The organism is Rhizobium sp. P2_G9, from assembly GCF_056403475.1.
The window spans coordinates 79,035-100,717 of record NZ_JBFUFK010000003.1; the positions used below are offsets into that span (position 1 = coordinate 79,035).

A 21,683-nucleotide genomic window follows, 5' to 3' on the forward strand; every position below is an offset into this window, starting at 1 on the left:
AGCGTCTATTCAGCCGGCGCTGCGACGGCATGATCGGTCGCTTCCTCCTCCGCATGCTTCATCTTCGGCTTGAAGATCTTCCAGGTGATGACGAAGAGCATCGGGATGAAGAAGATGCCGAGCAGGGTCGAGGCGATCGTGCCGCCCATGACGCCGATGCCGATCGAGTTCTGCGCTTTGGAACCGGGGCCGGAGGCGATCGCCAGCGGCAGGACGCCGAGTATGAAGGCAAACGAGGTCATCAGGATCGGCCGCAGGCGCTGGCGGGCCGCTTCGACGGTCGCCTGCAACAGCGGCTCGTCGTTACGAATCTTTTCGACGGCGAACTCGATGATCAGGATGGCGTTCTTGGCGGCAAGGCCGATCGTGGTCAGYAGGCCGACCTTGAAATAGATGTCGTTTTCCTGCCCGAACAGGGTCGCGGCCGTCAGCGCGCCGAGCACGCCGATCGGAACAGACAAAAGCACGGCGAACGGGATCGACCAGCTTTCGTAGAGGGCTGCGAGCGCCAGGAAGACGACCAGAACCGAGAGTGCATAGAGTTGGCCGGACGAAGCGCCGGACGCCACTTCCTGCTTCGACAGACCGGTCCAGGCAATGTGGTAGCTCGGCGGCAATTTGCCGACGATGTCGGCGATTTCCGTCATCGATTCACCGGAACTGACATCATTGGCAGCACCCTGGATCTGCACGGCGGGATAGCCGTCATAGCGGTCGAGCTTGGGTGAGCCGACGCGCCATTTGCCGGTGGCGAAAGCGGAGAAAGGCACCATTTCACCATTGGAATTGCGCACCAACCACTTGTCCAGGTCTTCGGGCTGCATGCGCGAATTCGTGTCGCCCTGGATATAGACCGGCTTGATGCGGCCATTGTGATTGAAGTCGTTGATGTAGCTCGAACCCCATGCGCTCGACAACGTCGTATCGATGTCGGAGAGGCTGAGATTCATCGAGCTCGCCTTGTCCTGGTCGATATCAATTGAATATTCCGGCGCATCGTCGAGACCGTTCGGCCGCACGCTGGAAAGCTTGCTATCCTGCCCAGCCTCTTTGACCACCTGGTTGCGAGCGGCCATCAGTTTCAGGTGGCCGAGATTGGCCGTGTCCTGCAGGTAGAATTCAAAGCCCGACGAGGTGCCGAAGCCGGGGATCGCCGGCGGCGCGACGATCAGGACCTGACCGTCCTTGATGGTGCGGAAGAAATTGCCCATGGCGCGCTTGGCGATCGATTGCGCATCCGATCCGGGCGCCGTTCGCTGTTCAAAATCCTTGAGCGCGATGAAGCCGATGGCGACATTCTGGCCTTGACCGGTGAAGTTGAAGCCGACGCTGCCGAAGACGCCGTCGACATTCTTCTTCTCCTTGGTCAGGAAGTAATTGATCACCTGGTTCAGCGCCTTGGTCGTGCGCGTCGCAGTGGCGCCGGCCGGCAGGTTGACGGCGACGAGCAGGCGGCCCTGGTCTTCCTGCGGCAGGAAGGAGGTGGGCAGGCGGACAAACAGGAAGCCTGCGGCGACAGCGACCAGCACGAACAGGATCGAGAAGCGGAAGGCGCGATGGACGACGACATCGGTCGTCCGGCCATAGCCGTTGGTCGCGCCGCCGATAATCTTGTTGAAGATACCGTAGATGCCCTTCTTTTCGCCGTGAGGGACTTTCTTCAGCAGAGTGGCGCAGAGCGCTGGCGTGAAGGTCAGGGCGACCAGCACCGAGAGCAGCATGGCCGAAACGATGGTCACCGAGAACTGGCGGTAGATGATGCCGACGGAGCCGGGGAAGAAGGCCATCGGCACGAACACCGCCGACAGCACGGTGGCAATGCCGATCAGCGCGCCGCTGATCTGCTGCATCGACTTGATCGTCGCCTGGCGTGGACTGAGTTTTTCCTCGCTCATCAGGCGTTCGACATTCTCGACCACGACGATGGCGTCGTCGACCAACAGGCCGATGGCCAGCACCATGGCGAACATGGTCAGCGTGTTGATCGTATAGCCGAATACGGCGAGCACGCCGAATGTGCCGAGCAGCACCACAGGCACGGCCAGTGTCGGGATCAAGGTCACGCGCAGGTTCTGCAGAAAGACGAACATGACGACGAAGACCAGCGCAATGGCTTCGATCAGCGTCTTCGCCACATCCTCAAGCGACAGCCTGACAAAGGGCGTCGTGTCGAAGGGATAGTGGATTTCGACATTCGGCGGCAAGCTGGTCTTCAGTGCGTCGAGCGTCGAGACGACATCGGCCGCGGTGGTCAGCGCATTGGCATTGCCAGCCAGCTGAATGCCGAGGCCGGCGGAATAGTGGCCGTTATAGACGCCCGACGTGTTGTAGTTGGCGGCGCCGACCTCGATCCGCGCCACGTCGCGCAACCGCACGATCGAGCCGTCCTGCTCGCTCTTGACGATGATATTGCCGAACTGTTCCGGCGTCTGCAGCTGGCTGCGTGCCGTCACCGTGGCGTTGAGCTGCTGGCTTGGCGACTGCGGCAAAGCACCGAGCTGGCCGGCGGAGACCTGCACGTTCTGCGCCGTGACGGCCTTGGTGACGTCGCTGACCATCAGCTGGTATTTTTCCAGCTTCTGCGGATCGACCCAGATGCGCATCGCATAGCTGGAGCCGAAGATCTGCGTGTCGCCCACGCCCTCGATGCGGCGGATGGGATCGTTGACGTCGCTGTCGATGAGATCGGCGAGGTCGACGGGCTTGAGTTTGTCGTCGGTCGAGACGAAGGCGACGACCATGAAGAAGCCGGTGCCGGCCTTGGTCACCGTCAAGCCTTGCGATTGCACGGCTTGCGGCAGCTGGCTGGTGATCAGCTGTACCTTGTTCTGTACCTGCACCTGGGCGACGTCGGGATTGGCGTCGGAGGTGAAGATGACGTTGACCGTCGCCTGGCCCGTGGCGGTCGACGATGAGGTCATGTAGTCCATATAGTCGATGCCGGTCAGGCCTTCCTCGATGATCTTGGTCACCGAGTTTTCGACCGTTGCGGCGTCGGCGCCGGGATAGGTGGCGACGATCTTGATCGTTGTTGGCGCGACCTGTGGATATTGCGAGATCGGCAGCGTGCGAATGGCGAGCAGGCCGGCCATCATGATGATGATGGCGATGACCCAGGCGAAAACCGGACGATCGACGAAGAACTTGGACATATCAGCGCTCCGAGACCTGGACTTTCTGCTCGGCGGTCGAGGACTTCGTGTTCGCCTTGGCCTCGATCGGCGTGATCTCGCCGGTCTTGTCGTTTATGGCGACCTCGGTGGCCTTCACCGGCTTGCCGACATCGGCATGGGCGCCGCCCTCGACGATCAGCTGGTCGCCATCCTTGATGCCGTCGGTGACGACCCAGTTGGTGCCGTTGCTGCGGTCGATGGTCAGCGTCCGCTGCGCCACCTTGCCGTCGCTGGCGACGACCTTGGCGACAGCTGAGCCGTCCGCCGTGCGGTCGACGGCGCGCTGCGGCACCAGGTAGCTGTTCCTGATCGTGCCTTCTTCGATTTTGGCGCGCACATACATGCCCGGCAGCAGCAGATGTTCAGGATTGGGGAAGACCGCACGGACAATGACAGTGCCGGAGGTTTCGCTGATCGACGCCTCGGAGAATTGCAGTTTGCCGGTATGCGGATAGGCGGAGCCATCTTCGAGCGTCAGGTCCACGACGGGTTCCTTGACCGGCGTCAGGCTGCCATTGCTCGTCGCGCGGCGGAACTCCAGGAGCTTTTCGCTCGGCTCGGTTACCTCGACATAGATCGGGTCGAGCTGGCGGATAGTGGTCAGCGCCGTCGTCTGCTCGGCGGTGACGAGCGCGCCGATATTGACGGCGGAGCGGTCGATGCGGCCGTCGATCGGCGCCGTGATCTTCGTGCGGTCGAGATTGATCTTCGCCGTCAGGATGGCGGCATTGGCCGCGGCGATATCGGCATTGGCCTGGTCGAGCGCCAGGAGTGCGTCGTCGTAATCCTGGATGCTGCCGGCATGCTGGTCGGCGAGCTTCTTCAGGCGGTCGGTCTTGACCTCGGCATTCTCCTGCGCAGCCTTGGCGCGGGCCAGTGTCGCAACCGCACTCTGATAGGCGGCGTCATAGGTTGCCGGATCGATTTCGTAGAGCAGGTCGCCCTTCTTGATATCCGTGCCTTCCGTATAGACCCGGTCCTTGATCAGGCCGCTGACCTGCGGCCGGATTTCCGCCGTGTTGACCGCGACCGTCCGTCCGGCGAGGTCGGAAGAAATCGGCACGGACTTGCGTTCCAGCGAGATGACGCTGACCGACGGCGGCCCTTTCGGGGCATTGCTGGCTGCCTTCTGGTTGTCGTTGCAGCCAGCCAGAAGCACGGCCAGTGCGATCAGTGCCAATTTCACTCTCATAATGCTCGTCCGTCATCTGATAGGGACATGCACCGACGCAGCGAAGCGCGTCGCTGTTGCAGTGCACAAGGACATTAGCGGCGGCCTGTCGCAGAATTGTGCCAGCGGGGACGCGAATTGTATCAAAGTGTCGCAAGACTGGTCGGCCGGCCGTTTGCGCTTACACTTTAATACATTTTTTCAAGTGATTGTATCTGCAGCAATCTGTAGAAGTATACCGGGAGGTTCAATTGGGTATCATGCAGGTGGCTCAGCATATTGCGATCGTCGACGACAACCGGGATATCCGGGATCTGGTCGCGCAATATCTCTCCCAGCACGATTATCGTGTCACGGCGCTCGACGGCGGCCCGGCCTTGAAGCGATTGGTCGAGAAAACCCCGCCCGACCTCATCGTCCTCGACATCATGATGCCTGGCGAAGATGGATTGAGCATCTGCCGCGAGCTGCGCAAGTCTTCCGCCATTCCAGTTATCTTTCTGACCGCGATGACCGAGGATACGGATCGCATCATCGGACTGGAGCTCGGTGCGGATGATTATCTCGTCAAGCCTTTCAATCCGCGCGAACTCCTGGCGCGCATCCGTGCCGTCCTGCGCCGTGGCGGCTTTGCTGCGGCGGCGCAAGTGCCGCCTGTCGTTACCGCCAAGGTGGTGCGTTTCGATCAATGGCAGCTCGACATGGGTCGGCAGGAACTGCAGGGACCGGATGGAGTCGACGTTCCCCTCAGCACGGCTGAGTTCCGGCTGCTCAAGGTGCTGATCGAAAACCCAATGATCGTGCTCAGCCGCGAAAAGCTGCTCGACCTGACGATCGGCCGCAATGCCGATCCCTTCGACCGCAGCATCGACAACCAGGTGAGCCGCCTGCGCAAGAAGATCGAGCCCGATCCAAAAAGCCCATCGATCATCAAGACCCATTGGGGCGGCGGCTATAGCCTGACGACGATTGTCGAGGTGGTCCGATGAGGTGGGTTGCCGCCAGCCTGACCAGGCAGTTCATTTTCCTTCTGCTGTTTGCGCTCATTCTCGGCCAGACCGTACCGTTTGCGATCTCCTGGAACGAACGCAAGGCGGCGCTGCGCGAGGCGGCGCAATCGGAGTTCATCACCCGGACATCGGCTATCGCCCAGCTTTCGGATCATTCGCTGCCATCCGCCCGGGCGGAAATCCTCAATGCGAGCGGCACGGTGTTCACCCGTTTCTGGACCTCGACCGAAAGCCCGATGGACACGGAGGCCTGGGCCAAGCATGGTTTCGCGGAACTCAGGCGGCCGCTCTCCCGCATGCGCGGCCCAAACGGTGCTGACGAGGGGCATCATCAGGACCTCCTGGCGGCCCTCGACCAGCAGGATACCAGTGATTTCCGCTGGCAGCCGCTGCATTCCGAACTCTGGGAGGAGCCCGCCAAGGCGCAATTCTTCATGTTCGCGGATGCCGACGGCATGGCCATGACCACGCCGCTCAAGGATGGGACATGGCTGAACGCCATCAATTTCAAACCGCTGAAGGCCGGCATCTGGCGGCCGGAGGCGATCCTGTCGACGGCGGTGACCGCGCTTCTCCTGTGCCTGATCGCCTTCTTCGTTGCCCGCCTGATCGCGCGGCCGCTGAAGCAGCTTGCTTCGTCGGCGGAGGCGATGGGCCGGGGCGAGGTGATTCCGATCCTCGCCGAGAAGGGGCCGATCGAAATTCGCCAATTGAGCGAAGCCTTCGATCTCATGCAGCAGCGGCTGACACGGTTCGTCGAGGACCGCACCCGGATGCTCGCGGCGATCGGCCATGACCTCAGGACGCCGCTGACGACGCTGAGATTGCGGGCCGAATTCGTTCCTGACGAAGAGGCGCGCACCCGGCTGATCAGCACGATCGATGAAATGGAGAAGATGACCGAGGCGACGCTGGATTTTGCCAAGGGCGATGCGACCTCGGAAGCAACCAGGGTCGTCGACCTCAATGCATTGGTGGGCAGCCTTTGTGACGATCTGGCAGAACTCGGCAACGACGTTGCTTTCGAGGATGGCACAAAGACCACCTACCGATGCCGCCCCGACGGCCTGAAGCGGGCAATCCGCAATCTCATCGAGAATGCCCTGCGCTACGGCGGCAGGACGAGCGTCCGCATTGAGAGGGGCGCTGCCAACCTCGCCGTCGTCATCGAGGACGACGGGCCGGGAATCCCCGAAGGCGAGCGCGAGAAGGTATTCTCGCCGTTTTACCGGCTCGAAGCGTCGCGCAATTCCGAAACCGGCGGCGCAGGCCTGGGCCTGTCGATCGCCCGAACCATCGTTCGCCAGCATGGCGGCGAGATCATTCTTGCGGCAAACAGTCCAGGCTTGAAAGCGACGATTGCGCTGCCGATTAGCTGAAATGCATATCGAGTGATGGTCCTTGAGACCGGGCCTCTGTCGATTGTTTTCCCGGCGATCTTCCTCCGGCATCCACTGCAACCCACACTGCAGTGCTTGACCATACGCTCCTTTGCCATTTCAATGGCAACCAAGAACCAGTCTCCTCACGCCGCAGGGAGTTCGTTTCCTCGTGAATTTCGTGTTTTTCTCTCCGCATTTTCCCGCCAACAGCACCGAATTCTGCGACCGCCTCCAGCAGGCGGGCGCCACTGTCCTGGGTATCGGCGATGCCCCCTACGACCGGCTCGGCCCGAGGCTGGAGGGCGTGCTCACTGAATACTATCGCATTGCCGACATGGAGAATGCCGACCAGGTTCTGCGCGCCATGGGCCATTTCATTCATCGCTGGGGCCGTATCGATCGTTTCGAGTCGCTGAACGAGCACTGGCTGGAGCTGGACGCGGGCACGCGCACCGATTTCAACATCACCGGCATCAAGCGTGATTTCGTCGAGAACCTGAAGCATAAGTCGAAGATGCGCGGTTTCTTCGACAAGGCCGGCGTCGAGACGATCCGGCAGCGCAAATATGTCAATCGGGCCGGTGTCGAGGCGTTCATCGCTGAGGTCGACTATCCGATCGTGATCAAGCCGGACCAGGGCTCGGGCGCCAGCAACACAATGAAAATCACCGGCAGCGACGGGCTCGACGCCTTCGAGAAGACCAAGCGGGCCGGGGTGGGCTATGTCGCCGAGCAATTCATCGACGGCATCATCCTGACCTATGACGGTCTGGTCGACCGCGACGGCCAGGTTGTGTTCGCCGCCAGCCATCGTTTCGAGCAGAGCATCATGGAGGTGGTGAATACCAATTCCCATCTCAATTACTATTGCCTGCCTTTCGTCGATCCCGAAGTCGAGAAAGCGGGGCGCGCCACCGTGAAAGCTTTCGGCCTGCGTGAGAAATTCTTCCACATCGAATTCTTCCAGACCCGGGCGGACAAGCGTATCGTGGCGCTGGAAATCAACATGCGCCCGCCCGGCGCCTGGATGACCGATGCGATCAACTATTCCTATGACATGGACGTCTATCGCGAATGGGCGCAGATGATCGTCAACAACACGGTCGGCGGACCCTTTACCGGGCGCTATTACACTGGCTATGCCAGCCGCAAGAACCATATCCGCTATGCCAACGACCACCAGGCCATTCTCGCTGTTCATGGCGACAAGATCGTGCATTTCGCGCCGATCGAGGATGTGTTCAGCCGGGCGATGGGCAATTTCGCCTACCAGTTCCGCTCGGAGGATTTCGAAGAGGTGAAAGCCATCGTGCGCTTCATCCAGGATGTGGAGCGCTAGATTTTGAAAATCGACTATCATAAGCGCTTCAGCCGCCACCTCGGCCGCGAGATGGAGTTCAAGGTCTATGGTCACGCCGGCCGGCCGGTGCTGGTTTTCCCCACATCCAACGGGCGCTTCTTCCAATATGAAGATTCCGGCTGCATCGGCGTGCTCGCCGACCGCATCGACGCCGGAGAGATCAGGATCTGGACCGCCGACGGCATCGATGGCGAGACCTTCTTCTCCCAGAGCCCCGATCTGCCGGACCGCATCGGCCGGCATGAGGCCTATTTCCGCTATATAGGCGAAGAGCTGCTGCCGGAAATCCTCGATCTCGGCGGGCGCAGGCCCATCCTTACGGGCTGTTCTATGGGCGCTTTTCACGCCAGCAACTTCCAGTTTCGATTTCCCGAGCGGGTGGCCGGCGTCATCGCACTGAGCGGCGTCTATTCCACGCGGCATTTCTTCGGCGCAACGTTGGACGGCCAGGTCTATTTCAACTCGCCGGTGGATTATCTGGCCGGGCTGAACGACGAGGCCCTGCTCGATCGCATTCGATCGCGCCGCCTGTTCTTCTGCTGCGGCCAGGGCGCCTGGGAGGAGCAGATGATCGAGGATACCCGTCACCTCGAGGCCGTGCTGCGGGACAAGCGCATTCCGGCCTGGGTGGATTTTTGGGGCGCCGACGCCAGCCATGATTGGACCTGGTGGCACCGGCAGATCGTCTATTTCTTCGCCAAGTGGCTCGAGGATGACCGGGCGAACCCCCTATAACGTCGGCAACCCGTCCATCCCGCCGGCCTTGCAAGCAGGACGAGGCCGGAATGGCGATGCCTATCCCTTTATCCGGCCTTGACTGCCGTCGGCTCCACCCGCGACACCGCGCGCCGGAAAGCCTGTTCCAGATCGCGGATCAGATCGTCGGGATGTTCGAGCCCGACCGACAGTCGGATCAGTCCGTCGGTCACGCCCGTCTGGCTGCGTGCCTCGATCGGAACGCCGGAATGAGTCGTCGACGCCGGGTGGCAGGCAAGCGATTCCGATCCGCCGAGCGAGACGGCCAGCTTGAAGATCGTGAGGTTGTTGAGGATGCGGAAGGCCAGTGCACGGTCGTCGCGGATGACGAAGGAGAAGGTTGACCCGGCGCCTGAGCACTGGCGCCCATGCACCGACTTTTCCGCCTCCGACATGTCGTGGTCGACGTGCAGTACACTGGCGGGAATAAAGGGGTTTTGCGCCAGCCAGGCCGCAACCTTGCCAGCGGAATCGGCGGCCCGCTCCATTCTGAGTGCCAGGGTTTCCATCGATCTCGACAGCATCCAGCATGAATGCGGATCGAGCTGGAAGCCATAGGCTGACCGAGTCTGCCGCACAGGCGCCAGCAATTGCCGTGAACCGGTGATGCCGCCGGCAACCAGGTCGGAATGGCCGCCTACATATTTGGTCAGGGAGTAGACACAGATATCGACGCCGAAATCCAGCGGCGTCTGGAAGACTGGTCCGAGCATCGTGTTGTCGCAGACGATGATCGGCTTCTGGCCGCTTGCGCGCGACCAATCGTCCACCGTGTGGCGGATCGTCTGGAGATCGATCGTCGCATTGGTCGGATTGGCGGGCGTTTCGAGATAGACCATCTTCACCGGCCCGTGACGCGCGGCCTTTTCCAGCATGTAGACCAGCGACTCGTCCTCGGTGCCGTCGACGAACGGGATGGGCTTGATCCCCCATTGGGTGAAGACCTTGCGGAACAGCGTCTCCGTGCCGCCGTACAGCGGCGTTGAATGTACCAGTGCGTCGCCCGGTCTCAGGTAAGCCAGGGCGACGGCGCTGATCGCTGCCATGCCTGAAGATGTCACCAGCGCCTTTTCGGCATGGTCATAAATCGCCAGGCGATCTTCGACGATTTCCAGGTTCGGATGGTTGAAGCGTGAATAGACGAGCCCTCCGGCGCCCATGCCTTCGGGGGCAGGCTTGCGGCCCGCCACCACATCGAAGAATTCCGCGCCTTCCTCGGCGCTGGAAAAGGCGAATGTCGAGGTCAGGAAGACCGGCGGTTTGACGGCACCTTCGGACAGGGAGGGATCATAGCCGAACGCGGTCATCTGGGTGGACGGATGCAGCGGATGGCCGTCGATATGTGTCCGACGAAAGTTCTTTGCCACGGTAACCTCCTGCTTTTGGGTTTGTCGGTGATTATCTGCGCCGGCTTTGAAAGAATCCCACTTGTTTTGGCCAAAATGATGAAGCTATTAGTGGATAATGACTATGATAGACGAAACAGACGTCAAAATCCTCCAAGTGTTGAGCCAGGACTCACGGCAAAGCGTCGAGCGGGTGGCGGAGCGGGTGAACAGATCGGCGACCCCGGTGCGGCGGCGCATTCGCCGGCTCGAAGAGGAGGGCGTCATCCGCCGCTATACGCTGGATGTGGACATGAAAGCTTGTGGCTTTGGCCTCCAGCTCTATGTTTTCATCAAGCTGCAAAGCCGCGACCGTCCGACCATTGCCGACTTCGAGGATCGCGTTCGCCGGCTGCCGGAGGTGACCAGCTGCAATCTCGTCACCGGAGCCCATGACTATGTGCTGGGAATGCGGATGACCGACATGGATACCTACAACAATTTTCTGCGCACCGTCCTCTCTGAACTGCCCGGCGTCTTCGGCATCGAGACGAGTGTTGTCATCGGACCGGTCAAGGACGAAATCGCATTGCCGTACTGACCGGACGTGATTGCTCTCTGAGGTCCCTGTCACGGCCTTGGCGTGAGGACCCTGATCCGTTAAGCATCGGCAATTGCTTCGCATCACCGGAAAGGCATCATGGCGCCGGACACAATCAGCCGCGACGACGTCGCAGATCTGCTCGGCGACATGGTCGCCATCCCCAGCATCAATCCGGCATTCCGGAAACCCGATCTGCCGACGGAGTGGTTCGGCGAGGCGCGCATAGCGGCCTTTGTCGCCGAATGGCTGCGCAAGGCCGGCATCGAGGGGGCGCTCGAAGAGGTGCTGCCCGGGCGGCCTAATGTGATTGCGCGTATCAGAGGCCAAGCGGGCGCGCCGAGCATGATCTGGGAAGGCCATCTCGACACTGTGCAGGTGGATGGCATGCAGGCACCGTTTACGCCGCGCATCGAAGGCGAGAAGCTCTATGGCCGCGGCGCGGTCGACGACAAGGGATGCCTTGCCATGTTCATGCTGGCGATGCGCGAAGTGCGTCGTCGTGGCTCGCGTTGCGACCTCACATTCGTCGCCGCAATCGACGAAGAGGTGACGTTCAAGGGCGTCCAGCATCACATCCGCACAAATGGCCGCTACGATCTCGGCATTGCCGGCGAGCCGACCAGCTTGCAGGTGGTCAGCGCCTGCAAGGGCGTCATCCGCTTCGTCATCGAAGTGCAGGGGAAGAACGCCCATTCGGCGCGGCCGGAAGAAGGCGTCAATGCCATCCTCGCAGCCGCCGATCTCGTGATCCACCTCAAGCAATACATGGCCTCGACGGAGAGCGAACACCCGCTACTCGGCCGGCGGACGCTGACCTGCACGTTGATGCAGGCCGGCGAGGGCGCCAACAGCGTCCCCTCGCAAGCGCACCTGACGTTCGATTTTCGTACCTTGCCGGACCAGACGGGCGAGGATGCCTGGAACGAGATCGCTGCGGTGGTCGCGGCATTTTCCGACGCACGCAGTGACGGCGCCCGGTTCATCATGCATCCGTCGTTCATCGATTCGGTTTCGATGGAGGTGCCGCACGACACGCGGATCGTGCGCGAACTCGCCGCGATCGTCGGCGAGGCCGGTTATTCGGACAAGGTGATCGGCGTGCCCTACGGCTCGGATGCCAGCAAGCTCACCCGCGCCGGCACGCCGACGGTGATCTTCGGCCCCGGTCGGATCGAGGAGGCGCATGCTATCAGCGAATATGTCGATATGGACGAGGTCGCTCGTGGGGCCGAAATGCTGGTGGCGCTTGCCGAGCGGCTATAGCTGTGGTGGCGGGGCGCCGGCCTCGACATAGGGCAGGGCGGCTTCGACATGCCGCTTGCCATCGCGCAATGAAAAGCGGCCGTGTCCCGGCAGGAACTGTTCGAAATCCAGTTGGCTCAACCGATGGATCGACGCAAGCGTCTTCGATACGCTGCAATCTTCGATGTCCTGCAAGATCACCTTGCCGCCGGCAAACAAGGCATCGCCCGCCACCAGGCTTCTCTTGCCGCCCTGCTCGACCAGGTAGCAGCAATGGTCGTCGCTATGCCCGGGCGTCTCGTAGAGGGTAACAGTGATTGGGCCGAGCGTCATGGTCTCGCCATCGCCCAGCACCTGGTCGACCTTCGGCGCACGCCACTGATAATCGAGCGGATAGAATTTGCCGCGCACCCGATCGAGGCTGATCAGCCGCTCGTCGCCGGCGGCGAGAATCTCTGCGGTCCTCTGTCCCGAAACCACGGTCAGGCCGGGGAAACGGGCGATCAGGGCTGCGGCGCCGCCCGAATGATCGGCATGGCCATGCGTGAGGAGCAGGGTCTTCAGGCCGGCCGGATCGAGGCCGCCGGCATGCATCGCCTCGGCCAATGCATCGACGTCGCGGCCGGCGCCGGCGTCGAAAATGTGGTGCGCGCGGCCATCTGTGAACAGGAAGACGTTGCAGTCGAGCGCATCGCTGAGATCGAAGCCGCTGGCGCCGCTGAGCACGAGATGCAGCGTCTCGGTGATCTTCATCCGTCCTGACCGCTATTGTAATGCAACTGGCTTGCAGCCCGCTTGAGACTGTCGAGATAGGATTGCCGGTGCTTGAGGCCGTCATCGCGGGGTGCCACGAGGCAGAGCGTCGCGATTGCCTTGCCATCCATGTCCCTGACCGGCACGGCGAAGCAGTGAGTGAAGCTGTCGACGATGCTGTTGAAGGTGAATTCACCGGCCTCGGTGGCGCCGCGTACCTCGGCGATGAATTTTTCCGGCTCGAGCCATTCGCCGTTCGGCAGGTGGAAGTCGTCCTTGGGGATGAAATCGAGGATTTCGGCGTCACTCATATGGCCGACGAGCAGGCGCCCCGAGGCTGTCCACGGGATCGGCACCGGTCGGCCGACATCGGCGGAGATGCGGAAGGGACGCGCACCCTCGCGCATCCGCATGACCGCATATTTGTTGCCGTCAAGCATGCAGAACTGCGACGTTTCCCGCGTCTCGGCGGCGAGATGCTCGAGAATGCGGTCGCATTCGCGCATGAAGTCGAAATGGTTCTCATAGGCAGCACCTAGAAAATAAAGCTTGCGGCCAAGATAGATGCGGCCCTCGCCGCCGGCATATTCGACGATGCCGTTGCGCAGCAGCAGGTTGACAAGCTCATAGACCGAGGAGCGCGGCGCGCCGATCTGGGCGGCGATCTCGTTCGGCTTGGCCGGTCCCTGCCTCAGCCGCAGGAATTCCAGGATTTCGAAAGCCCGGTCCAAGCCGCGCGCCCGTTTCGAAATCGCCTCATCGTTCACCGCATCCATTTCATCGTCCTTCAAGCCGGTATTCCCGGTGTTTTGGCGCAGCTTAAAAATATTGGCAACAGGCTTGCCAGCGCCTCGATTTTGCATGATAGTCCGCTTGTCCAATATTGTGATCAAACGTCCAATATATTGGACATAGAGCAAATCAACGCGCTGATCAAGTCGGCGAAATCAAAAATGGGGAACGAAACGATGAAAATGGAGATCGGAAAATTTCTTTCGAGCCGCCGCGCCCTTATGGCCGGCGTCGGCATGCTGGCGCTCGCCGTCACCGGCGTCGCCGACCAGGCCGCAGCGGCGGCGAAATGCATCAAGGGCGACCGCAAGGCGCCGTACACAGTCGGCTGGGCCAATATCTATTCCGTGCCCACCTGGATGAAGCAGACCGAAGGCACGATCACCGCCGAAGTCGATGAACTGAAGAAGGCCGGCCTCGTCAAGGATTTGAAGATCACCGATGCGCAGGGCAATGCCCAGACGCAGATCCAGCAGATCCAATCGATGATCGATGCCAATCTCGACGCCATCATCATCGAGGCCGGTTCGTCGACGGCGCTCAACCGCGTGGTCGCCGACGCCTGCGCCAAGGGCATCGCCGTCGTCAATTTCGACAGTCTCGTCGACACCAATGAACTGACCGCCAAGATCAACACTGACTCCAACGAATGGGGCACTGCGGCGGCCAAGTGGCTGGTCGAGCAACTGCACGGCAAGGGCAAGATCATCATCATGAACGGCCCGGCCGGCATTTCGGTCAGCGACGACCGCCGCAAGGGCGCGCAGCCGGTACTTGATGCCAACAAGGGCCTGCAGATCATCACCGAGACCAATACCGAATACAATGTCGCCCCGGCCCAAGAAGCGATGACCAACCTGCTGTTCGCCAATCCTGAGATCGACGGCGTGCTGTCGCTTGGCGGCGCGCTCTCGGCCGGCTCGATCATGGCTTTCGATCGCCAGGGCCGTACTCAAGTGCCGATCACCGGTGAAAATGCCCGTCAGTTCCTCGAACTCTGGAAACAGAAGGGCATCAAGAGCTGGGCGACGATGCAGCCGAACTGGCTCGGCGCGCTCTCGGTCTACACCGCCGTTCAGGCGCTGCAGGGCAAGAATGTTCCCGCCTTCGTGAAAGTGCCGCTGCCGGTGATCGATAATTCGAACATCGACAGCTACCTCGCCCGCGCCGACAAGTTCCCGGCCGACGGCTATATCTATTCGGACTATGACAAGGCGCTGTTCGACAAGCTGCTGGCGCAGTAAGTTCGACCAAGCAGACTTTCGTTGGCAAGCCAACGATTCATCCGCTTAGTCCTTTGTTTTGTCGCAGGTTCTTGTCGGAAAACCGTGGAACACTTTTCCGGAACCTGCTCGGTCCGAATGATGAAGGTACCATGATGAGCGTTCGTCTGCCCGTGGTGGAAGCCCGTGCCGTGTCCAAGGGCTTCTTCGGCAATCCCGTGCTCAAGGGTGTGAGCATCAGCCTTGTGCCCGGCAGGATCCATGCTCTGCTGGGCGAGAACGGCGCGGGCAAATCGACGCTCATCAATCTCATCTCCGGCGCCTTGCTGCCGGATGGCGGCGAGGTGCTGATCGACGGCAAGCCGGCCGGCCGCTATGACCCCAAGGCGGCGCGCGCGGCCGGCATCGCCGTCGTGCAGCAGGAGCTCAGCCTGGCGGCCGAATTGTCGATCGCCGAAAATATCGGCCTCGGCGCCTATCCGCGGCGCCTCGGCCTCATCGATTACAGGGTTTTGCGCGATCGCGCCGCCGAGGCCTGCGCATTGGTCGGTCTGACCGAGCCGCTGGATATGCCGGTCGGCGATCTGGCGCTCGGCCGGCGGCAGATGGTAGAGATCGCCAAGGCGCTCTATCGCAAGCCGCGCGTGCTGATCCTCGACGAACCCACCTCGTCGCTGTCGGCGCATGAGGCCGGTGTGCTTTCCAGCCTTGTCCGCGACCTTGCCGCCAAGGGGACGGCCATTCTCTACATCTCTCATCGGCTGGACGAGGTCCGGTCGCTCTGCGGGCATGTGACGATCCTGAAGGACGGTGTGGTGACGGCAGACCAAAGCCTCGCCGGCATCGATGGGCAAAGCCTGGTGCGGTTGATGGTCGGGCGCGACCCAGGCGATCTGTTTCCGCCGCACCAACCGCGCCAGCGCGGCGAGCGGCGGATCGAGATCAGCGGCTTTGCCGCAGGCATTGTTCGCGATGTGGATTTTTCCGCCTTCGCCGGCGAGATCGTCGGCATCGGCGGCCTTGTCGGGCAGGGGCAGGAGGATTTCCTGCTCGGCCTCTACGGCGCCATTCCCGCCTCCGCCCAGCGGGCCGAGATCAGCGGTTGTGCGGGTCTCGCGACCTCGGTCGGATCGGCCAATGCGCTGGGGCTTGCCTATGTGCCGGCCGATCGCAAGAAGGAAGGCCTGGTGCTCACCCATTCCATTGCTTCCAATCTGCTGCTGCCGTCGCTGGGGCAGAACATGAAGAACGGTCTGCGCGACCGCCCGGCGGAAGAGAGTCTGGTCGGCAGCCTGGCACAGCGTCTCAGCATCAAGGGGGATACGAGCCGCGCCGTGCAGGCGCTGTCGGGCGGCAATCAGCAGAAGGTGGCTTTGGCCAAGTGGCTGCCCAAAGCGCCATCGATCCTGCTGCTCAACGATCCGACCCGCGGCGTCGATATCGAGACGAAGCGGGAAATCTACCTGATGCTGCAGGGTTTTGCAGCCGAGGGCAAGCTGGTCATCCTCTTGAGTTCGGACACGCCGGAGCTGGTGCATCTCTGCGACCGGGTGCTGGTGTTCAGTGAGGGACGAGTTGTTCGTAGCCTGGAACGCGGCGCCACCAGCGAGGAAGCAATCGTCGGCGCAGCCATGGGCCTCGCCCGGAGCGAAGCAGCATGATCAGTGTATCGGGCAATCTCTATCTCGCCGTCCAGGGGCGCCGCAATCGCGGACTGCCGGGACTCTATATCGTCGTCACAGCTCTGGTCGTGCTCTATGTCTTCCTCTCGCCGGGCATTCTGAGCGTCGAGGGCTTTTCAAAGTTCAGCCAGAATTGGTTCCCACTGGCGCTCGTGACCCTGGCGCAGGCGCTGTTGATGCTGAATGGCGGCATTTCGCTGGCGATCGGGCCGATGGTCAGCCTCGGCGCCGTGATCGCTGCGACGACCATGGGCGGACCGCTCGGCACGCCTGGCGGCATCGTCGCCGCGGCCCTTTCCGGGCTGATCCTCGGAGCGTTGATGGGGACTGTCGTCGCCTATCTTCGGCTGCCGGCGATCATCGTCACTCTTGCGAGCTCGTTCATCATCACCGGCATCGCGCTGCTCATCCTCCCACGGCCCGGCGGCTTCATCCCCACCTGGTTCTCCGATCTGCTCGCCGGCAACACGCCCGTCGCCTTCATGCTGCTCGTGCTGGTGCTGATCGCCTGGAAGATTTTTCTGCTGACGCCGACCGGTCTCGGCATCTATGCCGCGGGCGACAATCCGGTCGGCGCCTATCGCTCCGGCGTGACGGTCGACCGGGTGAAGCTGACGGCCTTTGCCATTTCTGGCCTGTTGACGGCGCTGGCCGGCGTGTTCGTCGCCGCGCAGACCGGTTCGGGCGATCCGGTGATCGGCGGCCCCTTCACGCTCAACTCGATTGCCGGCGCGGTGCTCGGCGGTGTTGGCTTCCTCGGCGGCAAGGGAACGATGCGCGGCGCGATCTGCGGCAGCCTGATCCTGTCGCTGATGATCAACGTCATGTTCTTCATGGGTTTTCCGCCGGTGGCGCAATATGTCGCGCAGGGCCTGATCATCGTCGGGGCTGTCGCCATTCCCAATCTCGCAGCACGGTGGAGAAGACGATGAACGCCCTGTCCAGGCTGATGCGCAATCCGCCGCTGCTGACGCTCATCCTTGTCGTGCTGGTCCTGGTGATCGCCAGTTTCAGCCTGCGCGGCTTCGGCTCGTTCGGCCATCTGCGCTATCTGATGGAACTCGCCGCTGTCATCGGCATTGTCGCCGCCGGGCAAACGCTGGTGATCCTGGTGGGCGGCATCGACCTGTCCGCCGGCACGATCATGACGGTGACGGCGATCCTGCTGCCGCTGCTGTCGCCGGGTTTCGATGCCACCGGCCTTGTCGGCATCGCTGTCATTCTCGCGGTCGCCACGCTGATCGGCTTCCTCAACGGTGCGGGTGCGGCTTTCCTCGGCGTGCCGCCGATCATCATGACGCTCGCCATGGCGACCTTCCTGCAGGGACTATTGGTGATCGTTGCCGGCGGCAGTGCTGTGTCGGTCACCAATTCAGCAGTGATCTGGCTCGGGCAGGCGCGTCCATCAGGCATTTCGGCGAGCGTGATCCTCTGGGCGATCGTCTCGGTCGCGGTCATCGTGCTCATCCATCGCATGCCGATCGGCGCCCGTTTCCTGGCGCTCGGCGCCAACCCGCTTGCCGCCCGGCTTTCCGGCATCAGCGTCACCCGGCACACGCTGATCGTCTATGCGCTGTCCGGCTTCTTCGCCGGGATATCCGGGATCCTGATCCTCGGTATGAACCAGCAAGGTTATGTCGGCATTGGCGAGCCCTATGTGCTGACCTCGATCGCTGCGGTCGTGCTCGGCGGCACGTCGATCCTCGGCGGGCGTGGCACTTATGCCGGCACGATACCCGGCGCGATCCTGCTGGTCACGACCACGGCGCTGATCACCGTGGTCAATGCCTCGGCCGGCTGGCGCAGCATCATGTTCGGCACGCTGATCCTGGCGCTGCTGTTGATTTCCGGCCGCGAGGCCCGTTCAAGATGATGGTATCTGCATATGTCTGATCTCTCCCTCTCCTCCACCATGCTCGACGACCGCGTCCGTGGCTTTCCGGCCGGTCATGTGCCGGTTTCGATCGACGATGTCGCCGCCCGGGGCTGGCAGCCCTATGATGGTGCGATGTCGTTGCCGCTGATCTCGCTCGACCGTGATGCCTTTGCAGCCAATATCGCCGCGATGATGCGCTATGTCCGCAGCCACGGACTGGAGATTGCGCCGCATTCAAAGACGCCGATGGTTCCGGCGCTGGCCAAGCAACTGGTCGAGGGCGGCGCCTGGGGCACGACAGTGGCCGATATCCGCCAGGCCTCAGTCATGCTCAAGGCCGGGCAGAAGCGGCTGATCCTCGCCAATGAGGTGGGTGGCGCCTCTGCGGCGAAACGCCTGGCAGCGCTGCTCGCTGGATATCCCGATGCGGAAATCCATATTTTTGTCGACTCCATCGCACTGGCACAGACCCTGCAAGCCGCCTGGCAAGGTCGGCGCGATTTGCCAATGCTGGGTCTTCTGCCGGAACTCGGGGCAGCCCGCGCCGGCAGTCGCACCGTGGAGGCGGCCATGGACATCGTCGATTACGTGCTCCTGCATGAGACGGAACACTTCCGATTGACAGGGATCGCTGCCTATGAAGGGTCTGCGGCGACAGCCGACCCTGCAGAGACGCTGGAGCGTATCGATGGCCTGATGACCAAGACGGTGGAGCTCTATCGGACCGTGCGCCAAAAGGTCGGGTCGGATCGCAAGCTGATCGTCACCGCCGGCGGCTCGGTGTTTTTCGATCGCGTCGTGAGGGCATTGAAGCCGGCGCTTGCCGGCGACGGCAATGCCAGGATCGTCCTGCGCAGTGGCGCGATCTTCTTCCATGACCATGGCACGTATGAACGGGGGCTTGCCGCGCTCGACAGCCGTAAGGGCTTTGATCCCGATGGCTCCGTGGCGAGCGCGGGCACGACGTTCAAGCCGGCGCTACGCGTCTGGGCCGAGGTTCTGTCGCGGCCGGAAACCGGCCTTGCGATCTGCGGCATGGGGCTTCGCGATGTCGCCATGGACCAGGGCTTGCCGCGACCGCTGGCGCTTTACCGCGACGGTGCGCGCAAGATCGATCTGAGCGGCATTGCCGTGACCAAGCTCAACGACCAGCACGCTTTCGTCGATCTCAGTGGGCACGAGGACGTGGAGATCGGCGATGTCATCGAATTCGGCATTTCGCATCCCTGCACCTGCCTGGACCGCCACGCCATTCTTTATGGCCTCGACGCCGACCATCGCGTCACGGCGGCCTATCCCACCCGTTTCGGCTGATCTCAGCACTCCCAGGAAGCAAAGGAAGAACCATGATCGACCGTCACCAGAAGGGCCCGCGCATGAGCCAGGCCGTCGTCCACGCCGGCACCGTCTATATTGCCGGCTTGGTAGCCAACAACCGCAAGGGTTCCATCGAAGAGCAGACGCTGGACGTGTTGGAGAAGATCGGCGCGCTGCTGACAGAAACCGGCACGGACAAGTCGAAGCTACTGTCGGTCAATGTCTTCCTGCCCCATATCACCGATTTCGAGGCGATGAATTCAGTCTATGACAACTGGATCGACAAGGATAATCCGCCGGTCCGCGCTTGCGTCGAAGCCCGGCTCGCCGACCCGGATCTGCGCGTCGAGATGACCGCGGTCGCAGCCGTCTGATCGGAGAGCGCCATGCCGGAGACATTGATCCGCAATGCCCGCATCATCGACGGCACCGGTGCGCCGTGGTATCGCGGCGACCTGGTCGTCTCCGGCAACACGATTTCCCGGATCGGCTATGGTTTGCAGGCCGGTCCAGATGCTGAAGTCGTCGACGCTGCGGAGCGCTATCTGGCGCCGGGCTTCATCGATGCGCATTGCCATGACGACCTGATTTTCCTGCGTGAGCGTGAGCGCCCGGAAAAGGCGTTCCAGGGCGTCACCAGCATCGTCGTCGGCAATTGCTCTTTCTCGCTTTACCCCTCGATACCGTCTTCCGCCAGCATGCTGCGTGAACATTTTTCCGGCCTGCTCGGTGAAACCAGAGACAGCGAAATCTTCGCCGATCTCGACGGCTACAGGCAGGCGCTCGAAGGCGACGGCGTCGCGCTCAATGTCGTCTCGCTCGTCGGCCATGCGGCGCTCAGATTCGCCGCCATGGGCTATGACCGCCGCCCCGCCGACAGCCACGAGATCGAGCACATGTGCAGCTTGCTGGCGGAACAGTTGCAGCAAGGTGCCTGCGGCTTGTCGCTCGGCCTCGTCTATCCGCCGAGCGCCTTCGCCGACGAAGATGAATTGGTTGCCTTGGCGAGGACATGCCAGGCGCATGGCAAGCTTCTGGCCGCCCATGTGCGCAGCTACGAGGCCGGCCTGTTCGACGCGATCGACGAATTCGGCGGCTTGCTGCGTAAATCCGGCACGGCCGGACTGCTGTCGCATCTGCAATCGGCCGGCCAGCCGAATTGGGGCCAGATCCCCGGAGCCATCGAACGGCTGGAGGCGATGCGCGCCGAAGGCATCGATATTTCCTTCGACATGTATCCCTATCCAGCGGGCAGCACCTGGCTGCTGCAACTCCTGCCGCCTGCCGCCATGGATGGGGGGCTCGAAGGGCTCAAGGCGCGGCTCGCCGATCCGAACCAGCTGTCGGACATTCGCAACTGGGTGGAAAATGGCAGCGCCGCTTTTCCAGGCCAGAGCAAGGTGTTTCTCATCGGTTGGGAGAATGTGCGGCTCTCCGCCATTGGCGTCGTGGACCTGAAGCATCTCGAAGGCAGCGACATGCGTGAAGCATCTGCTACACTTGGCATGACGCCTTTCGACCTGATGTTGCGCTTCATCGAAGAAGATTCCGGCCACACCGGCATTATCCTTTTTCAACTCGATGAGGCCGATCTCCACGATGCCTGCTGCAACAGGCTCTATATGGCGGGCTCGGACGGCCTGCCGCGCCCGGGCTCGAAGCCGCATCCGCGTGCCTTCGGCACGTTTCCGCGCATTGCCGGACCGCTCCGGCGCGACAAGAAATGGTTCAGCATCGAGGATGCCGTGCGGCGCATGACCTCGGTGGCGGCGCAACGTTTCCAACTGCATGATCGTGGCCTCATCCGCCCCGGCCTTGCCGCAGATCTCGTGCTGTTCGACGATGCGATCACCGACAATGCCACATTCGCCAATTCCACCGCACTTCCTACAGGCATTTCGCATGTCTGGGTCAATGGCGGTGCAGTGATCAAGAACGGCGCGCAGACCGGCAACCGTCCCGGCAAGCTCATATAGGACTTGAGAAATGCCCGCTCGCGCGGCATAACTTGACTACA

At 62.0% G+C, this 21,683-nt stretch carries 18 protein-coding genes; 13 read left to right on the forward strand and 5 right to left on the reverse strand.

The window, feature by feature from the left end; genetic code table 11:
- Window positions 1-5: 5 nt before the first annotated feature.
- On the reverse strand, window positions 6-3,152 hold the full coding sequence (locus AC1DYF_RS03480; RefSeq protein WP_477875279.1) for an efflux RND transporter permease subunit: 3,147 nt from the start codon (window positions 3,150-3,152) through the stop codon (window positions 6-8).
- Window position 3,153: 1 nt separating this feature from the next.
- A complete protein-coding gene (locus tag AC1DYF_RS03485) occupies window positions 3,154-4,365 on the reverse strand; it encodes an efflux RND transporter periplasmic adaptor subunit (protein ID WP_477875281.1) in 1,212 nt (403 codons plus the stop codon).
- Between the two features lie 239 nt (window positions 4,366-4,604).
- On the opposite strand from AC1DYF_RS03485, the gene AC1DYF_RS03490 reads away from it, so the two are divergent.
- From AC1DYF_RS03490 to AC1DYF_RS03505, 4 genes are all read left to right on the forward strand, one after another.
- Complete coding sequence (locus AC1DYF_RS03490; protein WP_477875444.1) at window positions 4,605-5,333, forward strand: response regulator; 729 nt, start codon at window positions 4,605-4,607, stop codon at window positions 5,331-5,333.
- Window positions 5,330-6,733, forward strand: a complete 1,404-nt coding sequence (locus tag AC1DYF_RS03495; RefSeq protein ID WP_477875282.1) for an ATP-binding protein — start codon at window positions 5,330-5,332, stop codon at window positions 6,731-6,733. The genes AC1DYF_RS03490 and AC1DYF_RS03495 overlap by 4 nt, the downstream gene beginning before the upstream one ends.
- 172 nt (window positions 6,734-6,905) lie before the next feature.
- The gene (locus AC1DYF_RS03500) at window positions 6,906-8,075 is read left to right on the forward strand and encodes an ATP-grasp domain-containing protein (RefSeq protein WP_477875283.1); all 1,170 of its coding nucleotides are present in this window, start codon (window positions 6,906-6,908) and stop codon (window positions 8,073-8,075) included.
- A 3-nt stretch (window positions 8,076-8,078) separates the two neighbouring features.
- Entirely contained in the window at window positions 8,079-8,831 is a 753-nt protein-coding gene (locus tag AC1DYF_RS03505; RefSeq protein ID WP_477875284.1) for an esterase family protein, read from the forward strand.
- A 68-nt stretch (window positions 8,832-8,899) separates the two neighbouring features.
- Here the strand turns inward: AC1DYF_RS03505 and AC1DYF_RS03510 are convergent, their stop codons facing one another.
- Window positions 8,900-10,219, reverse strand: a complete 1,320-nt coding sequence (locus tag AC1DYF_RS03510; protein ID WP_477875285.1) for a cystathionine gamma-synthase family protein — start codon at window positions 10,217-10,219, stop codon at window positions 8,900-8,902.
- A gap of 103 nt (window positions 10,220-10,322) precedes the next feature.
- On the opposite strand from AC1DYF_RS03510, the gene AC1DYF_RS03515 reads away from it, so the two are divergent.
- Entirely contained in the window at window positions 10,323-10,778 is a 456-nt protein-coding gene (locus AC1DYF_RS03515) for an Lrp/AsnC family transcriptional regulator (protein ID WP_477875286.1), read from the forward strand.
- Window positions 10,779-10,877: 99 nt separating this feature from the next.
- On the forward strand, window positions 10,878-12,044 hold the full coding sequence (locus AC1DYF_RS03520) for a M20 family metallopeptidase (RefSeq protein ID WP_477875287.1): 1,167 nt from the start codon (window positions 10,878-10,880) through the stop codon (window positions 12,042-12,044).
- On the opposite strand, the gene AC1DYF_RS03525 is transcribed toward AC1DYF_RS03520, so the two are convergent.
- Entirely contained in the window at window positions 12,039-12,776 is a 738-nt protein-coding gene (locus AC1DYF_RS03525; protein WP_477875288.1) for an MBL fold metallo-hydrolase, read from the reverse strand. The genes AC1DYF_RS03520 and AC1DYF_RS03525 overlap by 6 nt on opposite strands.
- Window positions 12,773-13,552, reverse strand: coding sequence for an IclR family transcriptional regulator (locus AC1DYF_RS03530; RefSeq protein WP_477875445.1), 780 nt, complete (start codon window positions 13,550-13,552; stop codon window positions 12,773-12,775). The genes AC1DYF_RS03525 and AC1DYF_RS03530 overlap by 4 nt, the downstream gene beginning before the upstream one ends.
- 192 nt (window positions 13,553-13,744) lie before the next feature.
- Here AC1DYF_RS03530 and AC1DYF_RS03535 point away from each other — a divergent pair, with 192 nt between their 5' ends.
- The 7 genes from AC1DYF_RS03535 (at window position 13,745) to AC1DYF_RS03565 (ending at window position 21,642) form a co-directional block, all read left to right on the forward strand.
- The gene (locus AC1DYF_RS03535) at window positions 13,745-14,812 is read left to right on the forward strand and encodes a substrate-binding domain-containing protein (protein WP_477875289.1); all 1,068 of its coding nucleotides are present in this window, start codon (window positions 13,745-13,747) and stop codon (window positions 14,810-14,812) included.
- A gap of 134 nt (window positions 14,813-14,946) precedes the next feature.
- A complete protein-coding gene (locus AC1DYF_RS03540) occupies window positions 14,947-16,452 on the forward strand; it encodes a sugar ABC transporter ATP-binding protein (RefSeq protein WP_477875446.1) in 1,506 nt (501 codons plus the stop codon).
- The gene (locus AC1DYF_RS03545) at window positions 16,449-17,405 is read left to right on the forward strand and encodes an ABC transporter permease (protein ID WP_477875290.1); all 957 of its coding nucleotides are present in this window, start codon (window positions 16,449-16,451) and stop codon (window positions 17,403-17,405) included. The genes AC1DYF_RS03540 and AC1DYF_RS03545 overlap by 4 nt, the downstream gene beginning before the upstream one ends.
- Complete coding sequence (locus AC1DYF_RS03550) at window positions 17,402-18,346, forward strand: ABC transporter permease (RefSeq protein ID WP_477875291.1); 945 nt, start codon at window positions 17,402-17,404, stop codon at window positions 18,344-18,346. The genes AC1DYF_RS03545 and AC1DYF_RS03550 overlap by 4 nt, the downstream gene beginning before the upstream one ends.
- A 12-nt stretch (window positions 18,347-18,358) precedes the next feature.
- The gene (locus tag AC1DYF_RS03555) at window positions 18,359-19,663 is read left to right on the forward strand and encodes an alanine racemase (protein ID WP_477875292.1); all 1,305 of its coding nucleotides are present in this window, start codon (window positions 18,359-18,361) and stop codon (window positions 19,661-19,663) included.
- A 32-nt stretch (window positions 19,664-19,695) separates the two neighbouring features.
- The gene (locus AC1DYF_RS03560; RefSeq protein ID WP_477875293.1) at window positions 19,696-20,040 is read left to right on the forward strand and encodes a RidA family protein; all 345 of its coding nucleotides are present in this window, start codon (window positions 19,696-19,698) and stop codon (window positions 20,038-20,040) included.
- Between the two features lie 12 nt (window positions 20,041-20,052).
- On the forward strand, window positions 20,053-21,642 hold the full coding sequence (locus AC1DYF_RS03565) for an N-acyl-D-amino-acid deacylase family protein (RefSeq protein WP_477875294.1): 1,590 nt from the start codon (window positions 20,053-20,055) through the stop codon (window positions 21,640-21,642).
- Window positions 21,643-21,683: the final 41 nt, after the last annotated feature.

What these genes read in the sequence shown, in the direction of transcription:
- AC1DYF_RS03485 (WP_477875281.1), bottom strand. Translation starts at nt 4,365, where the DNA reads ATGAGAGTGAAATTGGCACTGATCGCACTGGCCGTGCTTCTGGCTGGC.
- AC1DYF_RS03490 (WP_477875444.1), top strand. Translation starts at nt 4,605, where the DNA reads ATGCAGGTGGCTCAGCATATTGCGATCGTCGACGACAACCGGGATATC.
- AC1DYF_RS03495 (WP_477875282.1), top strand. Translation starts at nt 5,330, where the DNA reads ATGAGGTGGGTTGCCGCCAGCCTGACCAGGCAGTTCATTTTCCTTCTG.
- AC1DYF_RS03515 (WP_477875286.1), top strand. Translation starts at nt 10,323, where the DNA reads ATGATAGACGAAACAGACGTCAAAATCCTCCAAGTGTTGAGCCAGGAC.
- AC1DYF_RS03520 (WP_477875287.1), top strand. Translation starts at nt 10,878, where the DNA reads ATGGCGCCGGACACAATCAGCCGCGACGACGTCGCAGATCTGCTCGGC.
- AC1DYF_RS03525 (WP_477875288.1), bottom strand. Translation starts at nt 12,776, where the DNA reads ATGAAGATCACCGAGACGCTGCATCTCGTGCTCAGCGGCGCCAGCGGC.
- AC1DYF_RS03530 (WP_477875445.1), bottom strand. Translation starts at nt 13,552, where the DNA reads ATGGATGCGGTGAACGATGAGGCGATTTCGAAACGGGCGCGCGGCTTG.
- AC1DYF_RS03535 (WP_477875289.1), top strand. Translation starts at nt 13,745, where the DNA reads ATGAAAATGGAGATCGGAAAATTTCTTTCGAGCCGCCGCGCCCTTATG.
- AC1DYF_RS03540 (WP_477875446.1), top strand. Translation starts at nt 14,947, where the DNA reads ATGAGCGTTCGTCTGCCCGTGGTGGAAGCCCGTGCCGTGTCCAAGGGC.
- AC1DYF_RS03545 (WP_477875290.1), top strand. Translation starts at nt 16,449, where the DNA reads ATGATCAGTGTATCGGGCAATCTCTATCTCGCCGTCCAGGGGCGCCGC.
- AC1DYF_RS03550 (WP_477875291.1), top strand. Translation starts at nt 17,402, where the DNA reads ATGAACGCCCTGTCCAGGCTGATGCGCAATCCGCCGCTGCTGACGCTC.
- AC1DYF_RS03555 (WP_477875292.1), top strand. Translation starts at nt 18,359, where the DNA reads ATGTCTGATCTCTCCCTCTCCTCCACCATGCTCGACGACCGCGTCCGT.
- AC1DYF_RS03560 (WP_477875293.1), top strand. Translation starts at nt 19,696, where the DNA reads ATGATCGACCGTCACCAGAAGGGCCCGCGCATGAGCCAGGCCGTCGTC.
- AC1DYF_RS03565 (WP_477875294.1), top strand. Translation starts at nt 20,053, where the DNA reads ATGCCGGAGACATTGATCCGCAATGCCCGCATCATCGACGGCACCGGT.